At 67.8% G+C, this 24,226-nt stretch carries 25 protein-coding genes; 13 read left to right on the top strand and 12 right to left on the bottom strand.

The genetic code is table 11. The features are described 5' to 3' along the window. Positions 1-119: 119 nt before the first annotated feature. From OG747_RS46150 to OG747_RS46135, 4 genes are all read right to left on the bottom strand, one after another. The gene (locus tag OG747_RS46150) at positions 120-752 is read right to left on the bottom strand and encodes a UbiX family flavin prenyltransferase (RefSeq protein WP_405885339.1); all 633 of its coding nucleotides are present in this window, start codon (positions 750-752) and stop codon (positions 120-122) included. A gap of 281 nt (positions 753-1,033) precedes the next feature. Beyond that, positions 1,034-1,390 carry a transposase gene (locus OG747_RS46145; protein ID WP_405885338.1) on the bottom strand — a complete coding sequence of 119 codons (357 nt, stop codon included), beginning with the start codon at positions 1,388-1,390 and terminating at the stop codon, positions 1,034-1,036. A gap of 117 nt (positions 1,391-1,507) precedes the next feature. Further along, a complete protein-coding gene (locus OG747_RS46140) occupies positions 1,508-3,010 on the bottom strand; it encodes a UbiD family decarboxylase (RefSeq protein WP_405885337.1) in 1,503 nt (500 codons plus the stop codon). Further along, the gene (locus tag OG747_RS46135; RefSeq protein ID WP_405885336.1) at positions 3,010-3,609 is read right to left on the bottom strand and encodes a non-oxidative hydroxyarylic acid decarboxylases subunit B; all 600 of its coding nucleotides are present in this window, start codon (positions 3,607-3,609) and stop codon (positions 3,010-3,012) included. Before OG747_RS46135 ends, OG747_RS46140 begins: the two co-directional genes overlap by 1 nt. Positions 3,610-3,723: 114 nt before the next feature. On the opposite strand from OG747_RS46135, the gene OG747_RS46130 reads away from it, so the two are divergent. Then, positions 3,724-4,188 carry a MarR family winged helix-turn-helix transcriptional regulator gene (locus OG747_RS46130; RefSeq protein WP_405885335.1) on the top strand — a complete coding sequence of 155 codons (465 nt, stop codon included), beginning with the start codon at positions 3,724-3,726 and terminating at the stop codon, positions 4,186-4,188. A gap of 393 nt (positions 4,189-4,581) precedes the next feature. On the opposite strand, the gene OG747_RS46125 is transcribed toward OG747_RS46130, so the two are convergent. The 5 genes from OG747_RS46125 to OG747_RS46105 all read right to left on the bottom strand — a co-directional run bounded on the left by OG747_RS46125 (position 4,582) and on the right by OG747_RS46105 (position 8,868). Beyond that, complete coding sequence (locus tag OG747_RS46125) at positions 4,582-5,478, bottom strand: oxidoreductase (protein WP_405885334.1); 897 nt, start codon at positions 5,476-5,478, stop codon at positions 4,582-4,584. A gap of 340 nt (positions 5,479-5,818) precedes the next feature. Further along, complete coding sequence (locus OG747_RS46120; protein WP_405885333.1) at positions 5,819-6,886, bottom strand: MBL fold metallo-hydrolase; 1,068 nt, start codon at positions 6,884-6,886, stop codon at positions 5,819-5,821. Positions 6,887-7,000: 114 nt separating this feature from the next. After that, positions 7,001-7,798: an SDR family NAD(P)-dependent oxidoreductase gene (locus tag OG747_RS46115; protein ID WP_405885332.1), complete on the bottom strand. Its 798-nt coding sequence runs from the start codon at positions 7,796-7,798 to the stop codon at positions 7,001-7,003. Between the two features lie 39 nt (positions 7,799-7,837). Then, a complete protein-coding gene (locus OG747_RS46110) occupies positions 7,838-8,518 on the bottom strand; it encodes an SDR family NAD(P)-dependent oxidoreductase (protein ID WP_405885331.1) in 681 nt (226 codons plus the stop codon). Beyond that, positions 8,515-8,868 carry a hypothetical protein gene (locus OG747_RS46105; RefSeq protein WP_405885330.1) on the bottom strand — a complete coding sequence of 118 codons (354 nt, stop codon included), beginning with the start codon at positions 8,866-8,868 and terminating at the stop codon, positions 8,515-8,517. Before OG747_RS46105 ends, OG747_RS46110 begins: the two co-directional genes overlap by 4 nt. 456 nt (positions 8,869-9,324) lie before the next feature. Here OG747_RS46105 and OG747_RS46100 point away from each other — a divergent pair, with 456 nt between their 5' ends. The 5 genes from OG747_RS46100 (at position 9,325) to OG747_RS46080 (ending at position 12,614) form a co-directional block, all read left to right on the top strand. Further along, a complete protein-coding gene (locus OG747_RS46100) occupies positions 9,325-9,468 on the top strand; it encodes a hypothetical protein (protein WP_405885329.1) in 144 nt (47 codons plus the stop codon). A 63-nt stretch (positions 9,469-9,531) separates the two neighbouring features. Continuing rightward, entirely contained in the window at positions 9,532-9,810 is a 279-nt protein-coding gene (locus tag OG747_RS46095; protein WP_405885328.1) for a hypothetical protein, read from the top strand. Between the two features lie 156 nt (positions 9,811-9,966). After that, the gene (locus tag OG747_RS46090; RefSeq protein WP_405885327.1) at positions 9,967-10,728 is read left to right on the top strand and encodes an enoyl-CoA hydratase-related protein; all 762 of its coding nucleotides are present in this window, start codon (positions 9,967-9,969) and stop codon (positions 10,726-10,728) included. Between the two features lie 6 nt (positions 10,729-10,734). Then, positions 10,735-11,724 carry a 3-hydroxyacyl-CoA dehydrogenase NAD-binding domain-containing protein gene (locus tag OG747_RS46085; protein ID WP_405885326.1) on the top strand — a complete coding sequence of 330 codons (990 nt, stop codon included), beginning with the start codon at positions 10,735-10,737 and terminating at the stop codon, positions 11,722-11,724. After that, positions 11,721-12,614: a 3-hydroxyacyl-CoA dehydrogenase gene (locus OG747_RS46080; protein ID WP_405885325.1), complete on the top strand. Its 894-nt coding sequence runs from the start codon at positions 11,721-11,723 to the stop codon at positions 12,612-12,614. Before OG747_RS46085 ends, OG747_RS46080 begins: the two co-directional genes overlap by 4 nt. A 432-nt stretch (positions 12,615-13,046) precedes the next feature. Here OG747_RS46080 and OG747_RS46075 read toward each other — a convergent pair whose 3' ends face one another. Next, positions 13,047-14,207, bottom strand: a complete 1,161-nt coding sequence (locus OG747_RS46075; RefSeq protein ID WP_405885324.1) for an alpha-hydroxy-acid oxidizing protein — start codon at positions 14,205-14,207, stop codon at positions 13,047-13,049. Positions 14,208-14,315: 108 nt separating this feature from the next. On the opposite strand from OG747_RS46075, the gene OG747_RS46070 reads away from it, so the two are divergent. Further along, positions 14,316-15,353 (top strand): Lrp/AsnC family transcriptional regulator, encoded by a 1,038-nt coding sequence (locus OG747_RS46070; RefSeq protein ID WP_405885323.1) that lies wholly within the window; start codon positions 14,316-14,318, stop codon positions 15,351-15,353. A 486-nt stretch (positions 15,354-15,839) separates the two neighbouring features. Here the strand turns inward: OG747_RS46070 and OG747_RS46065 are convergent, their stop codons facing one another. Then, positions 15,840-16,607, bottom strand: coding sequence for a pirin family protein (locus tag OG747_RS46065; RefSeq protein ID WP_405885322.1), 768 nt, complete (start codon positions 16,605-16,607; stop codon positions 15,840-15,842). Between the two features lie 256 nt (positions 16,608-16,863). On the opposite strand from OG747_RS46065, the gene OG747_RS46060 reads away from it, so the two are divergent. After that, entirely contained in the window at positions 16,864-17,361 is a 498-nt protein-coding gene (locus tag OG747_RS46060) for a MarR family winged helix-turn-helix transcriptional regulator (protein ID WP_405885321.1), read from the top strand. 464 nt (positions 17,362-17,825) lie between these two features. Beyond that, complete coding sequence (locus OG747_RS46055) at positions 17,826-18,263, top strand: nuclear transport factor 2 family protein (protein ID WP_405885320.1); 438 nt, start codon at positions 17,826-17,828, stop codon at positions 18,261-18,263. A gap of 44 nt (positions 18,264-18,307) precedes the next feature. On the opposite strand, the gene OG747_RS46050 is transcribed toward OG747_RS46055, so the two are convergent. After that, complete coding sequence (locus OG747_RS46050; protein WP_405885319.1) at positions 18,308-18,673, bottom strand: transposase; 366 nt, start codon at positions 18,671-18,673, stop codon at positions 18,308-18,310. A gap of 420 nt (positions 18,674-19,093) precedes the next feature. Between OG747_RS46050 and mdlC the strand changes: the two genes are divergently transcribed. The 4 genes from mdlC (at position 19,094) to OG747_RS46030 (ending at position 24,225) form a co-directional block, all read left to right on the top strand. After that, positions 19,094-20,677 carry a benzoylformate decarboxylase gene (mdlC, locus tag OG747_RS46045; RefSeq protein ID WP_405885318.1) on the top strand — a complete coding sequence of 528 codons (1,584 nt, stop codon included), beginning with the start codon at positions 19,094-19,096 and terminating at the stop codon, positions 20,675-20,677. Positions 20,678-20,752: 75 nt separating this feature from the next. Continuing rightward, entirely contained in the window at positions 20,753-21,514 is a 762-nt protein-coding gene (locus tag OG747_RS46040; RefSeq protein ID WP_405885317.1) for an SDR family oxidoreductase, read from the top strand. A 219-nt stretch (positions 21,515-21,733) separates the two neighbouring features. Then, positions 21,734-22,612, top strand: a complete 879-nt coding sequence (locus OG747_RS46035; protein WP_405885316.1) for an LLM class F420-dependent oxidoreductase — start codon at positions 21,734-21,736, stop codon at positions 22,610-22,612. Between the two features lie 83 nt (positions 22,613-22,695). Then, positions 22,696-24,225: a GMC family oxidoreductase gene (locus OG747_RS46030; RefSeq protein ID WP_405885315.1), complete on the top strand. Its 1,530-nt coding sequence runs from the start codon at positions 22,696-22,698 to the stop codon at positions 24,223-24,225. Position 24,226 lies beyond the last annotated feature (1 nt).

Here is a 24,226-nt window from a genome sequence, read left to right as displayed (position 1 = left end):
GCCGTAGCGCGTAGCCTGCAACATGCGCACGCCGATAGCGGCGCCTGTCGTTCCCGTCATCCCCACGACAAGTCGCACGATGTCTCCGCGTCCTGGGTCCAGAGCTGGGCCACAGTCCGTTACAGCGCTTGAGTGTGCTCGCGTCGCGCCGCGGTGTCGCTGCCGTCCCACTGGTAGCGATCCGTGCCGGGCAGGCCCAGGAACTGCAAGACGCGTTCGACGAACTCGTCCCGCAGCTGCGCGAGTGTCTCCGGCACGTTGTAGTACGTGGGGATCATGGGGTACACGGTGGCTCCCGCTTCCGTGACAGCGACCATGTTGCGCAGGTGGATGAGGTTCAGCGGCGCTTCCCGCAGGCAGAGGACGAGTTTGCGCCGTTGCTTCAACATCACGTCTGCGGCTCGCTCGACGAGGCTCTCTGTCTGGCCGTGAGCGATGCGTCCGAGCACGCCGGCCGCACACGGCAAGATGATCATTGCGTCGCTCGGGTAGCTGCCGCTGGTCACTGGTCCGGACATGTCGGCCGGATCCAGGAAGCGTACTTTCGGTGACGTCGCCTCCAGGGCCCGGACCACCGAGTCCGGATCTTCACCGGTCTGGAATTCGAAGGCCACTAGTTTGCGCCCGTTGGCCGACACCAGAAGATTGATATGGCCGACCCGGTCGTCCCTCTGAAGTGCGGTGAGCAAGGCCTTGGCCACACCGGTGCCACCCGCTCCCGTGACAGCAACTGTCACATTCTGCTGGGTCACGATTGTCCCTTTCTTGACTCATCGGGTCGGCAACCGCACTGACTCGTGCCAAACAAGTGATGTCTCGACGCCGGTGGTTGAGAACCGCCGTCCGCTTCGGTCCGACACGCACGCTGATCGGTACCCCGCCATATGATCGCCAAATCCCATTGGTCACTCGACCAGCGGCTTCTCGTCATTCCTCATTCACCCGGGCGGCGTCCACCGCTCAGCGAGGTATTGAAAAGTCCGAGCGGGCTGGGCGTGTACCGGCGTGTTCCACGACCCACACCGGTACGCGCTCAAGCCGGAGCCGCCCGCGACGCCGTGCTGCCCCCACCCGAGCCCAGGTCCAGCGGAGTCCTCCGTCGCGGCGCTGCACGATCTCCACGGTGATGCCAGTGGCTTCCCGGGCCCAGGCACGGAAGTCGGCTCCGCGGTAACCCTGGTCCGCCCACACGTGCCACAGACGCGGAAAGGCGGCCGAGCCGCGCTCGCTCGCGTTCGCGCAGCGCCGTCAACATCCGCTCCCACACGCCTTCTTGCTGCCACCGCCGCCAGTAGTGGTAGACCGTCTGCCACGGCGGCAGGTCATGCGGCAGCAGTCTCCAAACACAGCCGCCCGCAGCCAGTACGCCGGCGCGTTGAGGATCTCCCACTCCGGATCGGACAGATCCACGAGTAACGGGTACGCAGCCCGCACACCCCAGCCCCCGAAAGTGCGCCACCACCCCGCTACCAGGCGACTTGCCCGCTGACAGGGTTTCAGACGCCCTCTAGCTCGATGCGGCAGAACCGGTGTCGCCTGCCGACTCGGATTCGGCGGCCAGGACCCTGGCGCGCACATCTGCCGGGAAGACGCCGTCGAAGGTGGCGGGCGGAACGCGTCCGCTTCCCACCGCAGGGAGCAGGGCGTCGTGCACGACGACTGCTCCCCAGCCATTGTGCAGTTCCTCCTCGAGGAAGCACGGGTACCACGGCATGATCGGCCCGTGCCACTGCTCTTGGCGGAGCGACGGATGCACCCTGGTGGCCAGCGCCCACAGGAGATCCGAGTCATTCGACGGATCCACGTCGTCGTCGAGGACATAGACGACCGGAGAAAGTCTGCCAACCCGGGTGCCGTTCAGCACGTCACCGATGCGGTGCACGAATCGCGCGGTGTCCATACCCGGCAACAAATCGCGCCAGTTCTGCGGGACCGTGATCACCGTCCAGAAGCAGGCGGCGCCGAGCGGTAGCCAGGCAGTCGTGATGGGCAGTCCCGCCTCCTGCAAGACCGCGACGACCTCTGCGGAGATGCCCGCAGCCGGTGCGACATGCGAGTCGTCGACAGGCCGTCCGGCGGCAGCCAACGGCCAGATCGGGTCGTCTCGGTACGTGATCGCTTCGATGCTGAAGAGCGGCTGCGGCGACGTCTCGGGCAGTGCCCAGCCGTGGAACTCCGCGAACGGGCCCTCCACGGCATCACGCGTCGCGGACAGGTGCCCCTCGATGACGACCTCGGCGGAGGCAGGCACCTCCAGATCGTTCGTCTCGCACTTCACCACGTCGACCGGCTTGCCCAGCACCGCTCCGAGATACGCTCCCTCGTCGACCTCGGTCGGGACGGTCATTCCGCCGACGATGGGGACGCCCGGGTCACCTCCCTGGACGAGGGCGTAGGGCATCGGCTCGCCGATGGCCTCCCACTCACGCCAGATCATGCCGAGGTGCTGACTCGGCAGCACCAGTCCGGTCATGTGCCGGTCGTCGATCATCATGATTCGGGAAATGGACCAGTTCGTCCATCGGCCGTCCGGTGTCTTCGCGACGATCACACCCCACGTATTGACGTAGGGACCGCCGTCGCTCTGGTGAACGAACGGGATCGGGAATCGGCCGAGACGCGCTTCTTCACCCGTCAGGATGTTCTGCTTACAGGGCGCCGAGCCGGCTGCCACACGCCGCGGTGGGAGCAGTTGCTTGGTGCCTGCCTGCCTGAGATGTTCGACCAGTTCGGCAGCGGTCGTCGTGTACGGCAGGCCGAGAGAAAGGGAGACCCGCGCCAGCGGATGCCCAGAAACGCTCGACAGTGCGCCCGGGGCTCCGATCATGCGGAACCCCTCATCGACTCCGCTGAGGTGCTCGAAGAACGGGGCGGGCCGGCCGTTCTCGGTGGACCGTCGAGTGACGGCCGACGCTTCCAGGTTTGGATCGATCACGCGCGAGATGCGCTGAACGTCTCCCAGCGCGTCGAGCGCAGAGATGTAGGACCGGAGGTCATTGATTTCGGACATCAATTCCTTACGCCTTTCAATTCGGATGAGCGAGGCATTCCGTCCCAGCGCTGCGTCGATGGCACCTGGATATCCAGCTGATCCAGCACTCGGACAACGACATGCTCAACGAGCTCGTCGATGCTTTTCGGGCGACTGTAGAAGGCCGGCATCGGCGGAACGATTCTCGCCCCCATACGGGAGAGCGCCAGCATGTTCTCGAGATGGATTTCGCTGAGTGGGGTCTCCCTCGGCACGAGCACCAGGGGACGCCGCTCTTTCAGCGTGACGTCGGCGGCGCGGGGGATGAGGCCATCAGCGTATCCGGTTCGAATTCCGGCGAGCGTCTTCATACTGCACGGTGCGATAATCATTCCACCCACCGGGAATGACCCTGATGAAATCGCCGCACCCTGATCATTCCATGAATAGGTCACGTCCGCCAGGTCGGTAACTTCGCGAACCGACAGGTCGGTCTCCAGATGGATTGTCGCCTTGGCCCATTGAGACAGAACGAGATGAGTTTCCACGTCCGGCTGGTTCCGCAGCCGGCGAAGCAGCTCGACACCGAAGACGGCGCCGGTTGCTCCGGTCATCCCCAAGATCACCCGTCGCGACACGGGAACCACCTTCCGTACACGGTAAGTCCGTACACGGATCAATGTAGGGGATGAAGTTTCCCGTTGCAAATAGTCCGTGCACCAACTCACAGTGCACGGATGTATCCTGAGCTTGTGACGACCGGAGCTCGATACGACGGCACGCTGGCCGACGGCATGGCCCACCAGCTACGACGCGCCTCGCAGGCGGTGAACGCCTCGTGGCAACTGCGCAGCAGCGACCTCACGCCTCCACAGTTCGCAGTACTCCAAGTCCTGGATGAACGCGGAAGCCTCGACCAGAAGAGCCTCGGCGCCCTCGCCGCAGTCGACCGGTCGACACTCACCCCCCTCCTCGACCGGCTCCTGGCCCGTGGCCTGATCACCAAGAGCACGGATCCCAACAACCGCCGTCGGCAACTGATCACTCTGACTCCAGCCGGGCACGACCGAGCAGCCCTGGGCCGCCAGCAGGCACAGGACACAAGCCGTTGGATCGAAGATCTGCTCGGGTCCGAGCGACTCGCGACCCTCACCGTGCTCCTCAAGGAACTCGGGGACGCGGGCCGCGACCAGCAGCCAGACGGCAATCGCTCATGAGCAAGCCCTCGGGGCGCCGGGCAATCATCTGCTACGCCGATCCACACCGAGCGCACTAACGATGTCGGTATCGCGACAGGCACCGACTACACAACCGCCCGTGCGCCCCAGCCTCAGTAGGCAACGGACTGGTCCAGCCATAGCCGCCACACGCCACCTTGGTCACCTTGTCGCCAGAGCCGGTCTCGACGGTCCGGTGCAGCAACCGGACGGGGGACGCCGAGCAGTGCTGTGACGGCGCGGCCAGAGCCCTGGGGTGCCGGTCGAGGTGTTCGACCCAGTTGGAGTGCGCGGGTGCGAGCGCGTACGGAAGCGACAACAGGGCCTCCGTAAGTTGTTGGGTGGCTCGGGAAGTTGCTGGGTGGCTCGGGAGGCTGGTCAGCTCCGGTCGGATCATTTGGCGGCCGGAAAGTACCTGGCCAACTCTGCGCGGGAAGCGTCGTCGAGTTCGACGCCCGCGGCGTGGAGGTTCTCGGTCAGGTGCGTGCGGGTGCGGGTTCCGGCGATGAGCAGGATGTTCGGTGCGAGGTCGAGAAGCCACGCGAGGGCGATCTGCGCCGGGGACGCCTGCAACCTTGATCCCAGCGCGGCGAGCACCGTGCTGGTGAGGATCTCGTTTTGGACGCCGCGCGGCCACCCGAGCGGGCAGAACGGGACGAAGGCGATACCGCGTTCCGTGCACTCGGTCAGGATGTCCGCAGAGCGCTGGTCCGCCAGGTTGAACAGGTTCTGCACGCAGACGATCTCGGTCTGGTCGAGGGCCCGCAGCAGGTGCTGCCGCGAGATGTTGCTCAGGCCGATGCCGTCGATGAGGCCCTCGTCGCGGGCTCGGATCAGGCTCGCCAGTTGGGCGTCGAACCGTTCGCCGGGCGCGGACTGGTCCATGATGCGCAGGTTCACGGCCGCCAGGCGGCTTGTGCCGAGGGTGGCCAGGTTGTCTTCAATGCCCTGGCGCAGTTGGTCCGGCTCGTCGAAGGGCAGCACCGCGCCGTCGACGTCGCGGCGGGCGGCCACTTTGCTCACGATCGCCAAGTCGGCCGGGTAGGGGTGCAGGGCCTCGCGGATGAGGTCGTTCACCACGTCCGGGCCGTAATACTGGGCGGTGTCGATGTGGTTGACCCCGCTCTCGACCGCGGCGCGCAGCACCCACAGGGCTTCGTCGCGGTTGCGGGGCGGCCCGAAGACGTTGTCGCCGGCCAGTTGCATCGCGCCGTATCCGACTCGGCGTACCTGCCAGTGGCCGAGTGCGAATGACCCAGCTTGTTCGAGATCGTGTAGGGAACCTGACACGACGTTTCTCCTTTGCCGAAGCCACTCGGCCGTGGGGTGCGCGATGGTGTGCGTGTGTCGATGGGCTGCGTGCCGGACACCTGTGTCGACGACTGTGGTCGCGGATTCCGTGGCCGACTGACGGATCTTCGTACGTTCGGAGGCGGCCTTGAGCGGCCGTGGGGGGGCGCACCAGGCCAGTGGATGCGGGCTTCTGGATCTCTGAGTTTCCCCGGTCGCCATTGGTGTCAGCGATCCCACCGACCGTCTGGACCAGGTCGACGTGGCACGCGGCGCCATTCCAGGTGTAGACGGTGCCCCCGCCGTTGCCCCACAGCGGCGGGGCCTGGTCTTGCCATGCTCAGGCGTGGACCTGGGAGCCGTAGCCGAGGTCGAGGCGGACGGACTCGAGGATGATGAAGGCGTGACTGGCGGTGTAGACGTCGGCGGCGGCCAGGACGCCGGTGTACTTCTTGATGACCGGGGCGGCGGCGTAAGCGGCCTGGGCGTCCTGGTAGGTCTTGACGGCGGCCCAGGTGTTGTCGCCGTACTTGGCGAAGAACGGGGTCGGGTCGACGGTGGCGATCGCGGCCTTGACTCCGTCGACGAGGTCGTCGACGTATTGCTGGTAGGTGGTCATGTCGGCACGGGTGCCGAGGCGGCCCATGTGCCCGCCGACATGGTGGGTCCACGGGTAGGCCAGGGCCTTGGCCGGGGCGGCGATGGAGCCCTGGACATCCTCGTTGAGGTTGAAGTTGCTGAACGGCACCCAGCCGGGCAGGTTGATGTCGACCAGCATGAGGGTGTCGTGGTCGGGAAAGTGAATGTAGATGTTGTCCGGGCTGTGGTTGGTGCCCTGGTAGGCCAGTTCGACGCGCTCCCCGCCGACGCGCAGGGTCTTGCGGTGTTCGAACGTGACGTTCGGTGCCGGGCGGGCCGAGTCGTTGTCGCGCAGCAGCAGCCGGCGGGTTTCGGTGTGGCCGATCCGCTCCACGTCACGGCCGAACAGGGACGAGCCCCCGAGATGGTCGGTGTGGTGGTGGGAGTACACGATGTGGGTGACTTTGTTGGAGGTGCCGTTGGCGGCGGCGACCTGGTCGATGGCGCGCTGCAGATTGTGCCCGATGGTCGGGGGCGCGTCGAACAGGACGACGCCTTCCTTGGTCGTCAGGAACGCCGCCTGGTAGGTGCCATCGGTGACCCAGTACAGGTTCCGCTTGATCCGGCCGACGTAGTAGCCCTGGTCGTTGACCGCGGGGCCGAGTGCCGAGGCCGGGATCGGGGCGTAGTCCGGCAGTTCGGTGGAGTCGGCGGCGGCCGGCTCGGCGAGGACACCGCCGGCCACGGCGGCGATCGCCGGGACGGCCGCGATCTTCGCTGACCGGGCGAGGAACGAACGACGGTTCGTGGGGAAATTGAGCTCGGACATGGTCGCCATTGCCTTTCACGATGAATTGATATGGCTGATCGCAGGTGGTTCTGATCAGGCCCCCGCCGTGCTTCGGGGAGCGGAGGCGCGGGGTGGTTCGCGGGCGAGTCGAAGTCAGTAGTTGCGGGTGTAGCCGCCGTCGGCGGCGATGAACTTTGCGGTGACGAACTCGGCGTCGTCGCCGGTGAGGAACAGCACCGTGCCGACGATGTCCTCGGGCACGGCGGGGCGCTTGATCGCCTGCTCGTCGGCGAGCAGGGAGTCGATGTCGGGCGGCATGGCCCCGTCGGCGACCGTCGCGTCGATCAGCGGGGTGCGGGTGAACGCCGGGGACACGGCGTTGACCGTGATGCCGAAAGCGCCGAGGTCGTTGGCCAGGCCGCTGGTCAGGCCGAGGATCCCGGCCTTGCTGGCCATATACGGCGTCATGTCCCTGGTGGTGGTGTAGATCGACGAGGAGCTCATGTTGACGATCCGTCCCCAGCCGCGCTCCCGCATGTCCGCGGCGAACGCCGTGGCCATCAGGAACTGGGAGTCGAGGTTGGTCGACAGCACGCGGCGCCAATGGGCGAAGTCGATGTCGGCCAGCGGTGCCATGCCGGCGATCCCGGCGTTGTTGACCAGGATGTCGGTCGGCCCGCAGGCGGCGCGCACCGCTTCGTGCACTGCCCGCACGGCGGCCGGGTCGGACACGTCGGCGATCAGGGGGACACACGTGCCACCGGCCCGCTCGATCTCCTCCTGGGTCTGCTCGACGGCCATCAGGTCGACTGCGGCGACGGTCGCGCCGCGGCGCGCCAGCCCGCGGGCGACGGCGGCGCCGAGGCCGCGGGCCGCGCCGGTGACGACCGCGACACGGCCCGCGTGGGTGGCCGGCGGTGCGGTTTGAGCGGAAACAGTGTTCTCTGGCATGGGATTCCTTCTTGCAACGCCTTGTCGCGGTAGTCGGGGTCAGCCGCCGTAGGTCGGCAGGATCGCTCCGCTGATCGGTGCGGCGGCGTCGCTGACGAGGAAGGCGATCACTTTCGCGATCGCTTCGGGGGCGACCGCGTGCGCCAGTTGCTCCTCGGTGAGGAAGCTGCGGTTCTTGGGGGTGTCGATCAGCTGCGGGGCGACCGCGTTCACCCGGATGCCGCTGGGGCGCAGTTCGAGGTCGAGGACGCGGATCAGGTGAGTGAGTGCGGCCTTGCTGACGCCATAGGCCGTCATGCCTGCGGTTGGTTCGACCCCCGGTCGGGCGGAGACGTGCACGATGGCTCCGGACCCACGCCTTTGCATGTGGGCCCCGGCCGCCTGGCTCAGCCACAAGGCCGCACCCAGGTTCACGTCGACCATGAGGCGCAGCGCTTCGGACGTCGTGGTGAACGCGTCCGAGAGGTCGAACGCACCCAAGGTGTTCACCAGCACGTCCGGAGGGCCGACGTCGGCGGCGATCCGGTCGATGAGAGTCTTGGCCACGTCCGGATCGGTGGTGTCGCCCACTTGACGGCCGATACTGTCGGGCAACTCCTTGAGCGCGCGCTCGTTGCGGTCGACGGCCACGACCGTGAAGCCGTCGGCGGCAAGGGCCAGGGCGGTCGCGCGGCCGAGGGCACCGCCGGCGCCGGCCACGATCGCTACGCTGCTGCTCACCGGGCCGCCACCTTGCTGACAGGCGGTGCGTACGCGCCGAGTTCGGGCAGGGTCGGGTACAGGTCGGGGGGCATGTCGCTTCTCCTTGATGGGCGTACGGAGGGGGCGGTCCGGGGCGGCCACCAGCCGGTCGCGGAGAACCTTGTCGGGCTGGTCGGTGCCAGGGCGGCCCAGGCGGGGAACACCTCCGCCGCGGCCTCGACGGCGAAACGGGCCTCCACTCCCCCGCCGTCGGCGACATGCGCGAACACTTTGCCCGTGCAGGGCCCGAAGTCCCCGAATGTCGCCCCTGCGGTGGCCTCCCGCCGCTGACCTCCGGTGTAGTACTTGCGCACGGGCACTTCAGGCATGGCAACCCATCCTCGCCGAACCATTTGCTTGCGTCGGCAATAAGACTCTCCCTCCGCCCATCGCTTGTCAAGCAACCCCCACAGACAGCACGGCTGTTGCGCGCGAGCAGCCGCCGCATGCCGACGTCGAGCCCCCGGGATCCGTTCGGCCAGCCCCCTCACGAGGACAGAGATGCCGAGCGTCCCGAACACGCCGGATCCCGCCCTTGCCGTTCCGCCGTTCCCGCAGGTGATGAACCTGCTGTCCGGCTTCCAGGTCTCACAAGCCCTCTTCGTCGTGGCCGAGTCGGATATCCCGACGAAGCTGCTGGACGGTCCCCGATCGGTCGAAGCGCCGGCCGCGTCGTCCGGCGCGGACCGCAAGGCGCTGAACCGAGTCATCCGCTTCCTCGCCCCCTGGGCGTCTTCCGGACCGAGGGCAATCTCGCGTCGCTCACGCCTCTGGGAGAGGCCCTGGTGGAGGGCGACCAGGGCGGTGCGCGCGGCGTCGCCCGCTACTGCACGCACACGCACCACGCGCCGTTCGGGGAGCTGCTGCATACCGTCCGCACCGGCGAGCCTGCCGCCACGCACTACTTCGGCAAGCCGCTGTTCCACTGAGTGACCGAGCGACCCAACCTCGTGGAGCTGCGGAACGCGGGGATGTCAGGTGGCGGAAATGGCATGCGCGCCGCCATGTACGACACCTACCGCCTTCCCCAGGGCAAGGTCGTCGCCGACCTCGATGGCGCCGACGGCAACATCCTGATCCAGTTGCACAGAGGCACCCCCCGCCGGCTCTCCGGGACCAGCCTCCGCGACCGTGTCCTCGGCGTCGTACTCGAACCGCTGTCCTGGAACGTGACCCGGCTCGGGCAGCCGCTCACCGAGTGGGAGTGCCCGCGGTCCTCGCAGTCCTGCCTCACCTCTCCCTCACCGGGCGGCGACGGGCCACTGGGGTGATCCGGAGCGACAACGGCACCCCTGAGCGGCGCGCGTTCGGGGAACCGACCCCGGATCCGCTTTTAATCGCGCCAGAGAGCCGAAACGCCGGTTGCGGAGAGCGCTGACGGGCGGGGACCTCCGAGCCATGCCCCACAGCGCTTGAGGGAGATCGCAATGAGCGGCACATCGGCCTTGCCGACACCGTCCGGTCCTTACCTGGACGGAGGGTTGCTGCCCGCCGACTTCTACGCCTATGAGGAACTGCTGTCGGACGGGGAGCGGGAGAAGATCGAGTCCGTCCGCGAGTTCCTCCGCACGCAGGTCGCCCCGATCGTCGACGACTACTGGGCCCGGGCCGAGTTCCCCTTCCAGTTGCTCGAGGGCTTCGGCGGGGCCGCGGTCGATGGATGGGCGCTGGGTGGCGGCTTCGAGCTGGTACTCGCCTACGACCTGATCGTCGCGGCAGAGGATGCCCGGTTCGGGTTTCCCGGGGTCATGCGCGGTCTCGTGGCGGCAGAGGACGGACTGGTCAGGCTGCCGCGCCGCCTTCCCTACCACGTCGCCGTGCGCGTACTGCTCACGGGCGAACGGCTGACCGCCTCCGAAAGCAAGGAGTACGGGCTCGTCCGTGAGCTGACCCCACCCGGCGCCGCGCTGGACGGAGCCCGCGAGCCGGCCGGGGCTCGTCGCACGGAACGCCTCGCCGGCGCCTGCGGCCGTCAAGGAGGTCCTGCGCGAAACGCAGAGCCCGAACGAGGACGACGCGTTCAGATAGCAGGACGAGCTCACGCACGGGTCGGCCACCAGCGAGGACGTGCGGGAAGGCGCGCGAGCGTTCGCGGAGAAGTGCGCGCCCGTCTGGCACGGCCGCTGATGCCGGCCACGTCAGCCTCTTCCCTTCCACCGCAGCCCGTGTCCGACTTCCAGGAGCAGTGACCAGCCATGAACGTGCACAAACCCGTCCAGCGCGTGGCGATCGTCGGGACCGGCACCATCGGTGCGAGCTGGGCGACGCACTATCTCGTCCGAGGCTTCGATGTCACGGCCACCGACCCCGCCCCCACCGCGGAGGCGGCCCTGCGGTCGTACGTGGAGGCGGCATGGGACGCGGCTGCCTCGGTCGGGCTCGCGCCCGACGCCTCGCCTGATCGCCTCAGCTTCACCGCGGACCTGCGTCAGGCCGTCGCGGACGCCGATTTCGTACAGGAGAACGCGCCGGAGCGCCCGGAGCTCAAGGTCCGGCTGTTCGCCGACATCGACGATGCCACGCCGCCGGACGCGATCATCGCGTCGAGTTCGTCGGGCATCACGATGAGCGTCATCCAGGCCGAGTGCCGGCGTCCGGAGCGGACCGTCATCGGTCATCCCTTCAACCCGCCGCACATCGTCCCGCTGGTCGAGGTCGTCGGCGGAACCAAGACCGCCCCCGAGACGGTCCGGGACGCCATCTCGTTCTACACCGCGATCGGCAAGAAACCGATCCACCTCAAAAAGGAGCTTCCCGGGCACGTCGCCAACCGTATCCAGGCCGCGCTGTACCGCGAGGTCGTGTACCTAGTCCAGGAGGGGGTGCTCGACGTGGCGGACTCCGACGACGCGGTGTCCTGGGGACCAGGGCTCCGATGGGGCGTCATGGGTCCCCATCTGCTGTGGCATCTCGGCGGAGGAGAGGGCGGCATCCAGCACTTCATGGACACCCTCATGCCGCGGATGGTGGCGTCCTGGCAGGACCTGGGCACCCCCGAATTCACGCCCGAGCTCCAGGAGAAGATCGTGGGCGGCGTCCTGGAGGAGGCGGACGGCCACTCGGTCGATGAACTGGCCGCCCGGCGAGACGCCATGCTCTCCGCCCTGCTGGCCGTGCGCGCCCAGCACGACCCGTCCGGCCCGCCGAGCGCCGCAGCCGGTCGCCCGGCGAAGGAGGAAGCATGACGCGGTGCCAGGAAAGACTGTTCGTGCTCGAGGCCAGCAGCGGCGGTCGCCTGTTCTCCGTGAACCCCGACGGCTCCGACAAGCAGGTCATCGTCACCGGGTGCAGAATCCCCGACGGGGTCGCCGTCGACGTCGAGGCCGGACACATCTACTGGACGAACATGGGCCTACCCCCGGAGAACGACGGCTCGATCGAACGCGTGGACCTGGACGGAGGCGACCGGACGACGATCGTCCCCAGCGGCGTCACCTACACACCGAAGCAGCTCCACTTCGAGACCGCCGGCCGGAAGCTGTACTGGGGTGATCGCGAGGGCATGCGCGTGATGCGCTGCGACCTCGACGGCTCGAACGTCGAGACCCTCGTGCAGACGGGACACGGAGACGACGACCGCCGCGACGAGACCAGATGGTGCGTGGGAGTCGCCGTCGACCCCCACGGCGGACACCTCTACTGGACACAGAAGGGCCCGAGCGACGCGGGGCTCGGGAAGATCCTGCGGGCCGGAATCGACCTGCCCGCCGGGGAGAGAGCGGCCGAACGGAGCGACATCGAGGTTCTGTTCGAGAGGCTCCCGGAGCCGATCGACCTGGAGCTCGACCTCGCGCAGCGCATGCTGTACTGGACGGATCGCGGAGACCCGCCGCGGGGCAACAGCGTGAACCGCTCGCCGGTGGACCCGCCGGACGAGCGGCGGACGCCCGAGATCCTGTCCACCCACCTCATGGAAGGCATCGGCCTCGCCCTCGATCCGGACGGCGGCCGCTTGTACGTGACCGACCTGGCCGGGAACGTCTACGCGGCCGATCTCGACGGATCGAACCGGAGGGAGATCCTCATCCTGCAGGGCAACCTCACCGGCATCGCCCGTGCTGTGCTGCCGACATGAACGAGGGTCTAGCCCGTCGGACCGGAGGGGTCCACCCACGTGAGCGGGACTCCTCCGGCCGCCGGCCGAGCAGCATCAGCTCGGCCTTGCCCGTTCCCGCCGCGACCGCGCTGGTGCTCGACGAGGCCAGGACATCGGAATAGCTCAGCAGCACTGGGCAGGGTCGAGACGTTCAGGTGTACGCCGACAGTTTGTGACCTGCTGGTTCGTGAGGATCTTGATGGAGGCGGGTGATCTTGCAACACTGGCCATGGTTAGCGGTTGGCCGGCTTCCCGCAGTTGCCGAACCGCCGACCCATCACGGTGTGCCACCCGGCATCATGCAGCGCCTTGCTACTGGTGGTGAGCTTGCCGGGCACCCGAGGACGCCGACCGCACCCCCGGTCGCGCGGCGCGACCGGCAGGTGGCGGCTGAGCGAGGATGCCGCACTGTCAGGCGACGTGCCGGAGGGTGTCGGGGGTGAGATCGGCGAGGGTGGGGTAGCCGTCGACGGCCATGATCAAGTCGGCTTCGGCGAGCAGGGCGCGCAGGACGTGGACGATGCCGGCTTCACCTCCGTAGGCGAGGCCGTATGCGTAGGGGCGGCCGACGCCGACGGCGGTGGCGCCCAGGGCGACGGCCTTGATGATGTCGGCTCCCGTGCGGACACCGGAGTCGAACAGGACGGGCGTGCCGTCGGCAGCTTCGACCACGGCAGGCAGGGCGTCGAGGGCGGGCAGGCCGCCGTTGGCCTGGCGTCCGCCGTGGTTGGAGCAGTAGATGCCGTTCACACCGGCGTCCTTGGCGCGGCGGACGTCATCGGGGTGGCAGATGCCTTTGAGGATCAGCGGCAGGTTGGTGATCGAGCGCAGCCAGGGCAGGTCGTCCCAGGTGAGCGGGTTGCCGAAGATCCGTGCCCATAGCGCGACCGCGGCCTTCGGGTCGTCCTCCGGGCCAGGGGCGAGGCGGGAGCGGAAGACGGGGTCGCTGGTGTAGTTGGCCAGGCAGTTCCCGCGTAGCTGAGGGAAGTTGCTGGTGCCCAGGTCGCGGGGGCGCCAGCCGGTGATCCAGGTGTCCAGGGTGACCACGATGCCCTTGAACCCGGCCTTCTCGGCACGGTGGACCAGGCTCTCGGCCAGTTCCCGGTCGGTAGGGGTGTAGAGCTGGAAGAAGCCCGGGGTGCCGCCGAACTCCTCGGCGACCTGCTCCAACGGATCGACGGTCAGTGTGGAGGCGATCATCGGCACACCGGTGCGGGCGGCGGCGCGGGCAGTGGCGAGATCACCGTGGCCGTCCTGCGCGCACAGCCCGATCACTCCGACCGGGGCCATGAACAGCGGCGAGGGCAGGCGCATCCCGAACAGGTCGACGGACAGATCCCGGTCTGTGGCCCCCACCATCATGCGCGGGATGAGGCCCCATCGTCCGAACGCGGCGACGTTGGCCCGCTGGGTGCGCTCGTCGCCGGCGCCGCCCGCGACGTAGGAGCGAACCGAGGCGGACATCGCGGCCTGAGCCAGCGGCTCCAGGTCGTCGTAAGCCATCGGGAAGCGCGGCACCACCCCGCGCAGCCCGTCGATATAGATCTCGTCCTGGTAGTCGGCGAAAGCCATGATCCGGCCCTCCTTCACGCCCGCCGGGTGCGGGCCCATGAAGTCCACAATGAAAGAGTGATGCACGAAAGCCGCCAAACGCAGGATTCTGGCTCATGAGGCGAGACTATGCAGGATGATGGACCGGCACTGCTGACAGAGGACGAGCTGGCGCTGATCAGTGCCCTGCAGCTGCGACCGCGGGCCTCGTGGACCGATCTCGGGCGCGCCTTGGGCGTCGACCCGGTCACCGTCGCTCGCCGCTTCAGCCGCCTGTCCGACCAAGGCGCCGCGTGGGTGGAGTTCTCACCCGGCCCGCGCCTGTTCGAGCAGATCTGCGTGGCCTTCGTCGTGATCGACTGCGCTCCGGGAGCCACCGCCCAGGTCGCCCAGGCACTGAGCGCCCACCCCCACATGCTCACGATCGAGCGCGCGGCCGCCAGCCACGACATCCTCGCCACCGTCGCCACCCGCGACCTGCCGGCCCTCTCCCACTACACCCTCGACCTGCTCCCACACCTTCCCGGTATCACCACCGTGCAGGCCCGGATCGTCACCCACATGTTCACCGAGGGCGGCCGGTGGCGTATCGCCGCCCTGGCCGCCGGCCAACGCGCCCAGCTGACCGACCCGCCCTCAGCCCGAACCGCAGCCGTTGCCCCGGGCGAGATCACCCCCTTCGACCGCGCCCTCGTCACCCGGCTCGCCCATGACGGCCGCGCTCCTTACCAGACCCTGGCCAACGACCTCGGCGTCAGCCTCTCCACCGCCAAACGCCGCACGGAGCAGCTCACCCGCCGCGGCCTCCTGAGGTTCCGCTGCGACTTCGCCCGCCCCCTCGGCGGCTGGCCCGTCGCTGTCACCCTCTGGGCCAGAGTCCCACCCGCTGACCTCCCCGAGATCGGCCACGCCCTCGTCCGCCTGCCCGAAACCCGCAACTGCGCCGCCGTCAGCGGACCCCACAACCTCATTCTCCAGGCCAGCCTGCACTCCGTCAGCGACGTCCTGCGCCTGGAAACCCAGCTCGCCACCGCTCACTCAAGCCTCGACATCGTCGACCGCGTCATCACCCTGCGCCAAGACAAGCTGCTCGGGCGTCTCCTGGACCCGCATGGCCGCTCCGTCGGCGTCATCCCGCCCGACCTCTGGGCGGAGGCGGCGATTTGACGCACCCGAGCCTGCCGGCGAGATCGACATCTGCAGAGGAATCAGCGTCAGACGCGTAGATTCTTGTCCGCGTACGAGGCCATCTGCGCGGCCCCGTACATGCCGCACTACACGAGCCGGGCCTCACTCGCTCGGGTCGTCCGACGGCCGGCAGATCGTTGGACCGGGACGAGTTGTCCAGAGTGGCCGAAGGCCGGCGCGCAACGCCGCCGCAGGCGCCCTTGACCACTAGGGTCGCTCCTCGCACTTCCCGATCCGACGGCCCCAACACCCCCTGTATGTACGCCAGTTGGAGCATACCGAGCCCTGCACTTGAGCCCGTACCCAACTGTGCACGCGACCTTGCACCCCGACTCTTCTGCCCTGGTTGCTCATCGCCTGCGGCACGCCCATGAACAGGCCTTCCAGGCGGGCCCCGGCCGCCGGTACGCACTATCTGCTCCTCCACGGCCTCAGCCTCTGCCATCGGTCCCGTTCTCGACCCGGTCACACGGCGACGGTGGCGTGCATTTCCCACACGAGGATCTCGGCGGGCTCGGTGGCGCTGACCTGGTGCCCGCCCGTGGCGGTGAAACGCACAGCGTCGCCCTCGTTGAGTCCGCCGGTGCCCTCCAGGTCCACCGAGCCGCGGGCAATGAACAGGTGCAGGTACGGCGCCTCGGGCAGGAACACATGCTGCCCGGGGCGCAGCCGTGCCGCGTACAGCGCGGCGTGCCGGTTCTGGATCCGGATGGCGCTGGCGTCCTTGTGCTTGTCCATGCCGGACGCCACCGTGACCAACCCCCCGGTCAGCAACTCGCCGTCGATCTCAAGCTGTTCGTAGCCCGGCGCGACGCCGGCCTCGTCCGGCAGGACCCACATCTGGATGAAGTGCACCGGGACGGTGGGACGTTCGCCGTTCGACCGGTAGGAGTCGTTCTTCTCCGAGTGCAGGATCCCGGTGCCGGCGCTCATTCGCTGGGCCAGACCGGGGTAGATCACGCCGGAGTGGCCGCCGGAGTCCTGGTGGACCAACGAGCCCTGAAGAACCCAGGTGACGATCTCCATGTCCCGGTGCGGATGAGTCTCGAAGCCCGTACCCGGCTGCACCAGGTCCTCATTGTTGACCACCAGCAGACCGTGGTGCGTGTTGGTCGGATCCGGCTGGTGAGTACCGAGGGAGAACGAGTGCTTGGAGTCGAGCCAGGACAACCTGCTCGCCAGCCGCCGGCCGGCGCGCCGCACGTCCACCGTGGGTGTCAGCAGTGCGCTCATAGTGCGCTTCCTTTCCATACAGACATCCCCAAAATGTTCAACATTCAACGTCCACGCTACGCCCGAATCACATGAACATTCAAGTCGTTCGGAGGGTGTGAGCGGCACCTACCCGCCGACGCCACCACGCTTGCTCACCCCAAGAGGGCCGGGCTGCGCCATGGCGCGATCTGGCACCCCCGGGGCCCTATACCCTTGCCCGAATCGGACGGTCCAGGCCTCCAACCGCGACAGGCCAGGCTGATAGGCTCTCAAAATGACCACCCACGACAAGTCGCCGCAGGTAGACGAGCACGCCGACTTGTGGCTCACGCCGGCCGAACTGGCGTCGTGGATGTCACTGGCCCGCCTGATCACCCGGCTTCCCTGGGCCATCGACGCACAGCTGCAGCGCGACGCGGAGCTGAGCATGGTCGAATACATGGCCCTGGCAATGCTGGCGCAGGCCCCCGAGTGGACCTTGCGCATGAGCACGCTGGCCGAACGCACCAGCTCGTCGCTGTCCCGGCTGTCACACCTGGTGAAACGACTGGAAAGCCGCGGCTACGTCCGGCGTGAACCGGACTCCAATGACGGGCGCTTCACCAACGCCATCCTCCTGCCCGACGGCATGAGCAAGCTGGAATCGTCCGCACCCGGCCATGTGGCCTACGTCCGCCACCTCGTGGTGGACAACCTGTCCAGCGAACGCCTGCGCCGACTCGGCCAGGACGCCGAGCGCATCCTGCAGCGCATCGACTCTCCCGCACGCTGAGCGCACCGGGGCGCGGCACGTCGCATGAGCCTCCCGTCATTCCGTGACAGTGCCCCGCGCCCGGTGAGAGTGCACGCTGCCCGCAGAGCGGGACGCCACCGCGACGCCCCACGTCCGCGATCGGCTCGCCCCGACGGGCCGGCTGACGGCATCGGCGCCACCGCATCCCACCAGATGGCTTGAGTATTCGACTCGCGTTTGACGCCAAGCTGCCCAACTCTCCACGTCGACAGTCTCGCGTGCCTCAATCACTTGAGTGTTAAAGTTATTGACGTGAGGAAGTCGGGCTCGTCACTGACTGGGCTCTGCCATGCCAGCCTTTGCAGACCCGTCGGAGGGCGCTCCCGTGCAACACGCCGAACTTCCCTGACAACCAGGCACTGCCCGGAACACCTGCGTCGGTGGTGTCACTTCGTTGCCTCTCGTGCACCAGCTCACCCCGCCACCGACAGGTGGTACCAACCGTGCGAACCAAGAGAATCCAAAATGCCCACAACGAGAAGATAATTCGCCACGCCTACCAGGTCGCCGAGGACAAGGACGTCGCCGGCTGGATCGCGGCGTTCACCGAGGACGGGACCTTCACCGACGAGTCCATCCCCTGCACCTACCGCGGCCCGGACGAGCTCGGCACCACTGTCGAGGTCTACGCCAAGGCATTCCCGGACATGCACCGCGAGCTTCTTCAGTTCTACGTCACCGGCAACATGGTCATCGTGCAACTGCGCCTACAGGGCACCCACCTCGGCCCGCTGGAACTGCCCAGCGGCACCGTCCCCCCGACCGGCAAGCGAATGGACGCGCCATGCTGCGACGTGTCAGAGCTCGTTGACGGCAAGATCAAGCGGTTCGACTGCTACGCCGAGGGCTCCGTCATCGCCAAGCAGCTCGGCCTGGCCTGAGTCGGCGGCGAACCGCGCACGCGGATCCGGCGGCGAACCGCGCACTACCAGGCCCGACCCCTCCGGGCCCTGGTCACTCGGCCCGCGAGCAGGCGACGCGTGGCGCGTATGATCCGCCGAGGGGTCACCGAGGCCGCCCGAAGGACCTCATAGGCGCGGCCCAGTTCCCGCACCTCGCGCCGCGGCTGGGCGAGTTCTTCCTTCGACTCGGTGGTAAGCAGGCCGTCCCGCTCGCCGGCACCGGCCTCGGCCTCCCGGATCCAGCCTCGCAGGGCCTCGTGATGCACGCCGAGTCCCTCGACCATGCGACGGATAACGGGCTTCGGCTCGGCGGTCCAGTACATCCGCACTGCACGCTCACTCAACTCCAGTGGGTATTTCCTGGCGATCGTCTGCGAGCGAGGACGCACGGCAGCAATGCGGGCCGTTCCCTCTCGTGGCCGGCTATTAACCCATCCGAACGAAGCCACGGTGACTCAACTCGCTCAGTACAGCAGCAAGCAACCAGTGGACCACCCAGCCGCTCCAGAACGCCTCATGAGGGTGGAACATGCCGTCCCATCGGGTGGATTTCCACGGACTCTCCTCCAGCGCTGTGGCGTGGGAGGGCCGTCCAGTGCGGAATTACTGACGCGCGCCCGCTTGCAAGGATGACGCAACGGTGGTGTCGTTTGGGTTGGTTCATGGGCTAGTGACCCTGCATTCGCTGTCCACCATGGGAACGGCCGGGCATCGGAATCGATGGCACGGTGTATGCACATGCACCTTCATCTTCCGGCACGCACGAAAGATGGCATCTTACGATGACTGAGCAATCCACCGTCCGAAGCGTGACGTACGATCTGCTGCGAAATCTTGGACTCACCACCGTCTTCGGCAATCCCGGTTCGACAGAGCAGCCTTTCCTGCAGGAATTCCCGGACGATTTCACCTACATCCTTGCGCTGCAGGAGGCCTCCGTCATCGCGATGGCAGACACCTTCGCCCAGGTCACCGGACGTCCGGCATTGGTCAACGTGCACTCCTCCGCGGGCATGGGAAACGCGGTGGGGAATCTGGTGGCGTCCTACCACGGGAACACACCCCTGATCGTCACCTCGGGACAGCAGCACCGAGAACTAATCATCGGCGATCCTTATCTAGGCAACCGCGAAGCCACCACGCTCCCCAAACCGTGGGTGAAGTGGTCGTACGAGCCCGCACGTGCCGAGGACGTCCCCGAGGCGATCATGCGGGCCTACGCGATGGCCCTGCAGCCGCCGGCCGGACCGGTCTACCTGTCGATTCCCATGGACGACTGGAAGCGGCCCCTGGCCGGCTACAGCCGCGTCCGGACGGTGAGCAACCGAGTCGCTCCCGACACGGAACGTCTACGGCTCTTCGCCGACCGCATCTCCGCCAGCCGCACCCCCGCGCTGGTCTTCGGCCCCGAGGTGGACCGCAGCGGCGGATGGGACAGCGCGGTCGCCCTGGCGGAGAAGCTGCGCGCGGCTGTCTACGGGGCCCCGCTGCTGGACCGCGCCTCCTTCCCTGAAGACCACCACCTCTTCCGCGGCCCGCTGGGCATGTCCGTGAAGACCATCAGCGATCGGCTGACTGGCCACGACCTGGTCGTCGTGATCGGCGCCGAGGTGTTCCGGTATTACCCCTATGTCCCCGGTGACTACCTGCCGGATGGCACGGAACTGCTCCAGATCACCGCCAACCCTGATGTCGCGGCTGCGGCGAGAGTGGGCGACAGCCTCCTGAGCGACACCAAGACGGCGATCGACCAACTCCTGGACCTCCTCACGGAGGGATCCGCGAGGACTGCCCCGGAGCCCATGGCACGCTCCCATGAGCTTCCACAGGTGCCCAACAGCCCACTCACACCGCCAGAGGTCTATGCAGCCCTCAGCCGGGTCAGGCCTGCCGACGCGGTCATCGTCAACGAATCGACCTCCACCATGGCCCAGCAGGTCGAGTGGCTGCCCACGGTCAGGACGGGATCGTTCTTCGCCACGGCCAGTGGAGGGATCGGCTGGGGCGTGCCGGCGGCCGTAGGCGTTGCCCTGGGCGATCGGGACAGGGGCGTGTCCCGGCCGGTCATCGGCCTGATCGGTGACGGCTCCTTCCAGTACTCCGTGCAGGCGATCTGGACGGCAGCGCAGCACGAACTGCCGATCGTGTACGTGGTCATGCGAAACAGCGAGTACTCCATCCTCAAGAGCTTCGCGGTGCTGGAGGAAACCCCGGGCGTTCCCGGACTCGACCTGCCCGGGCTCGGCATCACCTCCGTGGCCCGCGGCTTCGGATGCCGCGCCATCGACGTCGAGACCGTCGAGGATCTTGAGCGGGAGTTCAAAACGGCCCTGACCGCCGACACCACGACGGTCATCGTGGTGCCCACACAACCCCAAAGAGCAATGCTGTAAAGGGTACCGAGATCGGCTGCCCCCAGCCGGCCGCTGGGGGCCAAAACCGGATCTTGAGGGGACACAGGAGCAATCATGGATCTTGGGCTGAAAGATCGGGTATTTATCGTCACAGGCGGCACCCGCGGTCTGGGAATGGCCACCGCACGCGAACTGGTCGCGGGCGGCGCGAAGGTGGTCGTCAGCGGTGTCAACGAAAAGTCGGTCGCCGCCGCGGAAACGGAACTCGGCGGCCTCGGGCAGGCGGTCGGCGTCGTCGCTGACAACACTGACGCCGACACACCGGACCGGCTGATCGGTGCGGCGCGCAGTGCCTTCCAGCGGCTGGACGGGATCCTCATCAGCGTCGGCGGCCCACCGACCGGCACTTCTGACACGATCGACGACGCCCAATGGCGCGCGTCCTTCGAATCAGTCTTCCTGGGCGCGGTACGGCTGTCCCGCGCCGCTGCCGAGGAACTGGGCGAAGACGGGGTGATCGGATTCGTGCTCTCCGCCTCCGTGTATGAGCCGATCCCGGGCCTCGCCATCTCCAACTCCTTTCGCCCAGGCCTGGCCGGCTACGCCAAGAACCTCTCCAACGAACTGGGCCCCCGTGGCATTCGCGTCGTCGGCTTCCTGCCAGGCCGCATCGAGACCGACCGGGCCCGCGAACTCAACGCCCTCACCGGCGACATCGACGCCGCCCGCGCACGCGCCACCGCCGACGTCCCCCTGCGCCGCCTCGGTCGCCCCGAGGAATTCGGCCGCAGTGCCGCCTTCCTTCTGTCGCCCGCCGCGTCCTACATCACTGGCGTGATGCTCTCCATCGACGGCGGCGCTCGGCGTGGCTTCTGACGAACTCATACGTGGTTGGCAGTGACGGCCGTTCTCGCCGGGGACGGCCGATGCGAGCAGCGACCGCAGTCGGAACGCGTCACCCCCTGTCCATCAGTTGCTCTGCCGCTCAGCAGGTGACGCCTGGATCAAGGTTGGCCGTCAGAATTTCCTTGCTTGACAAAGCAGATGATTGCCTGGGCATACTCGGCTCGATCGGTATGGAACACGGGAGCCCGTATGAACCTCGGTATAGCCATCGCTGACTTCACCCAGTCCCGGGGCCCGGCAGGTATCGCACGTCACGTCGGCCGGCTTGCCCGCGCCGCGGAGGAGTACGGGTTCACTCGCATCGCCGTCATGGATCATCTCTTCCAGATCGGGATCGTGGGGACACCCGAACAGGCAATGCTGGAGGCGTACACCACGCTGGGCTACCTGGCGGCGAGCACCGAGCGCGTGGAGCTTCTCGCTCTGGTGACCTCGGCCGGCTACCGCGAGCCCGGCCTGCTGGCCAAGATGGTCACCACTCTCGATGTGCTGTCCGAGGGCCGGGCAGCCCTGGGCATCGGCGTCGGGGCGGGGTTCAACGTCGCCGAGGCGCGCGGACTGGGTCTGCCCTTCCCGCCTGTCGCGGAACGGTTCGAGCGGCTCGAAGAGACGCTGCGGATCTGCCTGCAGATGTGGAGCGACGACGAAGGGCCCTTCAACGGTCGCCACTACCGGCTCGAGCGCACCCTCAACTCCCCGGGCACGGTGCGGCGGCCCCATCCGCCGATCCTGATCGGCGGGTCCGGCGAGCGGAAGACGCTGCGGCTTGTCGCGGAGTACGGCAACGCCTGCAACCTCTTCCACGGACCCGACCTCCAGCACAAGCTCGATGTGCTGCGCGGACATTGCGACCGGGCCGGGCGGGACTACGACACGATCGAGAAGACGGTCCTCCTCCCCCTCGACCCCGGGCGGCGGGGCGAGCGCGTGCCGGCTCTGCTCGCCGAACTGCGCCGACTTCACCGGATCGGCATCGACCACGTCATCGGCCCCATACAGGGAGCCGACCAACAGGCAGCCCTCCAACTGCTCGGAGAGCGCGTCGTTCCCGAGGTGCCGCATCTGTGACCGCAACGCGGCAGGAACTGGACCAGCCCAGCAGCATTAATTTGCTTCAAGAAGCATTAACCGATAAATCCTCGGAGGGATCCATGAGCGACAGCAACGACCACCCGGGCGGAAACGCCGATGTCATCGTCGTCGGAGGCGGATCCGCGGGCGCAGTACTCGCCGCCCGGCTCAGCGAGGACTCGCAGCGCAAGGTCCTGCTGATCGAGGCAGGCCCGGACTACCTCGCGGGGCAGTTCCCCTACGGGCTCCAGACCCCGCATCTGCTGGCCGATCCTGATCACGACTGGGGCTACACCGCGCGGGGCACCGACCGGGCCCCGAGCATCCCCGCTCCGCGCGGCCGGACCATGGGGGGCAGTTCCTCCGTCAACGCAGGGGTGGCCCTCCGGGCGCGTGCCGCGGACTTCGCCGCCTGGGCGGACCGTTACGGCATCAAGGGCTGGTCCTACGAGGACGTACTCCCCACGTTCAGGCACATGGAGAACACACCGACCGGCGACGACCCCTACCACGGGCGCTCCGGACCCTTCCCCGTCCGCCAGTGGACCTACGAGGAACTCACGTCGCCTCTACGGGCGTTCGTCGACGGCTCGGCGGACCGGGGGTTCCGGCGTGTCGACGACTTCAACGGGGCCGGGCAGGAGGGCGTCGGTGGCTATCCCGTCAACATCGTCGACGGGGTGCGGCAGAACGCCGCCCTGGTCCATCTGACGCCGCAGGTGCGGCAGCGCCCCAATCTCGAGGTGATCAGCGATGTCACCGTCGACACCGTGCTGATCAAGGACGGCACGGCGCGCGGCGTGGTGAGTGCCTCTGGCACCGTGTACCGGGCCGCCGAGGTGGTACTCGCCGCGGGCAGCTACGGCAGTCCGGCCATCCTGCTGCGCTCCGGCGTCGGCCCGGCGAAGGACCTGCGGGCCTTGGGCATCGACGTGGTCGCCGATCTTCCGGTCGGCCGACGGCTGCAGGACCATCCGTTCTTCCACTCGCTGTTCGCCCTGGCGCCCGAGCACCAGACGATGACGGAGGCCTTCGCGGCGGGCCTGTGGTGCGCCTCGACCGAGGCTCAGGCCGGCGAACTGGACCTCGGCATCGTCGCCGTGCACCTGCTGGACGGCTCCTTCAGCCCGAGCGGCGGGGCCCTGCTCCTGGCGACGGCCGTCACCCGGCCGGAGTCGCGAGGCTCTCTCAGCCTGGCCGGCCGGGACCCGTACGACGCTCCGGTCATCGACAACAACTACCTCGCGACCGCCAGGGACCGCCGACGCATGCTGGAGGGCGTGAAGCTCGTGCGTAGCCTCGTGAGCACGCCGCGGTTCGCACGGGTGATGGCCGGCGAACTCGTTCCCGGCGATGCGGTGCAAGGCGACGAGGAACTACTCGACACGATCGAGGCCGGGATCTCCACCTACGGTCACCCCACCTCGACCGTGCCCATGGGAGGGCCCGAGGACGAATGGGGCGTGGTCGACGAGTTGGGCGCGGTCAGGGGGGTTGCGCGGCTGCGCGTCGTGGACGCCTCCATCATGCCGGAGGTCCCGTCGACCGTGACCAACGCGACCACGATCATGATCGCGGAGCACATCGCCCGCCGCGTGTACAAGGCCTGAC

The organism is Streptomyces sp. NBC_01384 (assembly GCF_045040035.1).
In the GTDB taxonomy this organism is placed as follows: domain Bacteria; phylum Actinomycetota; class Actinomycetes; order Streptomycetales; family Streptomycetaceae; genus Streptomyces.
The sequence above is the reverse complement of the archived record's forward strand: the minus strand, read 5'-3'. Positions and strand labels throughout refer to the sequence as shown.

Coding starts and splice junctions, on each gene's coding strand:
- OG747_RS46115 (WP_405885332.1), bottom strand. CDS start 7,798: ATGCCAGAGAACACTGTTTCCGCTCAAACCGCACCGCCGGCCACCCAC.
- OG747_RS46075 (WP_405885324.1), bottom strand. CDS start 14,207: ATGGCTTTCGCCGACTACCAGGACGAGATCTATATCGACGGGCTGCGC.
- OG747_RS46060 (WP_405885321.1), top strand. CDS start 16,864: ATGACCACCCACGACAAGTCGCCGCAGGTAGACGAGCACGCCGACTTG.
- OG747_RS46070 (WP_405885323.1), top strand. CDS start 14,316: ATGCAGGATGATGGACCGGCACTGCTGACAGAGGACGAGCTGGCGCTG.
- OG747_RS46105 (WP_405885330.1), bottom strand. CDS start 8,868: ATGCCTGAAGTGCCCGTGCGCAAGTACTACACCGGAGGTCAGCGGCGG.
- OG747_RS46090 (WP_405885327.1), top strand. CDS start 9,967: ATGAGCGGCACATCGGCCTTGCCGACACCGTCCGGTCCTTACCTGGAC.
- OG747_RS46120 (WP_405885333.1), bottom strand. CDS start 6,886: ATGTCCGAGCTCAATTTCCCCACGAACCGTCGTTCGTTCCTCGCCCGG.
- OG747_RS46065 (WP_405885322.1), bottom strand. CDS start 16,607: ATGAGCGCACTGCTGACACCCACGGTGGACGTGCGGCGCGCCGGCCGG.
- OG747_RS46030 (WP_405885315.1), top strand. CDS start 22,696: ATGAGCGACAGCAACGACCACCCGGGCGGAAACGCCGATGTCATCGTC.
- OG747_RS46040 (WP_405885317.1), top strand. CDS start 20,753: ATGGATCTTGGGCTGAAAGATCGGGTATTTATCGTCACAGGCGGCACC.
- OG747_RS46035 (WP_405885316.1), top strand. CDS start 21,734: ATGAACCTCGGTATAGCCATCGCTGACTTCACCCAGTCCCGGGGCCCG.
- OG747_RS46085 (WP_405885326.1), top strand. CDS start 10,735: ATGAACGTGCACAAACCCGTCCAGCGCGTGGCGATCGTCGGGACCGGC.
- OG747_RS46095 (WP_405885328.1), top strand. CDS start 9,532: ATGCGCGCCGCCATGTACGACACCTACCGCCTTCCCCAGGGCAAGGTC.
- OG747_RS46140 (WP_405885337.1), bottom strand. CDS start 3,010: ATGTCCGAAATCAATGACCTCCGGTCCTACATCTCTGCGCTCGACGCG.
- OG747_RS46080 (WP_405885325.1), top strand. CDS start 11,721: ATGACGCGGTGCCAGGAAAGACTGTTCGTGCTCGAGGCCAGCAGCGGC.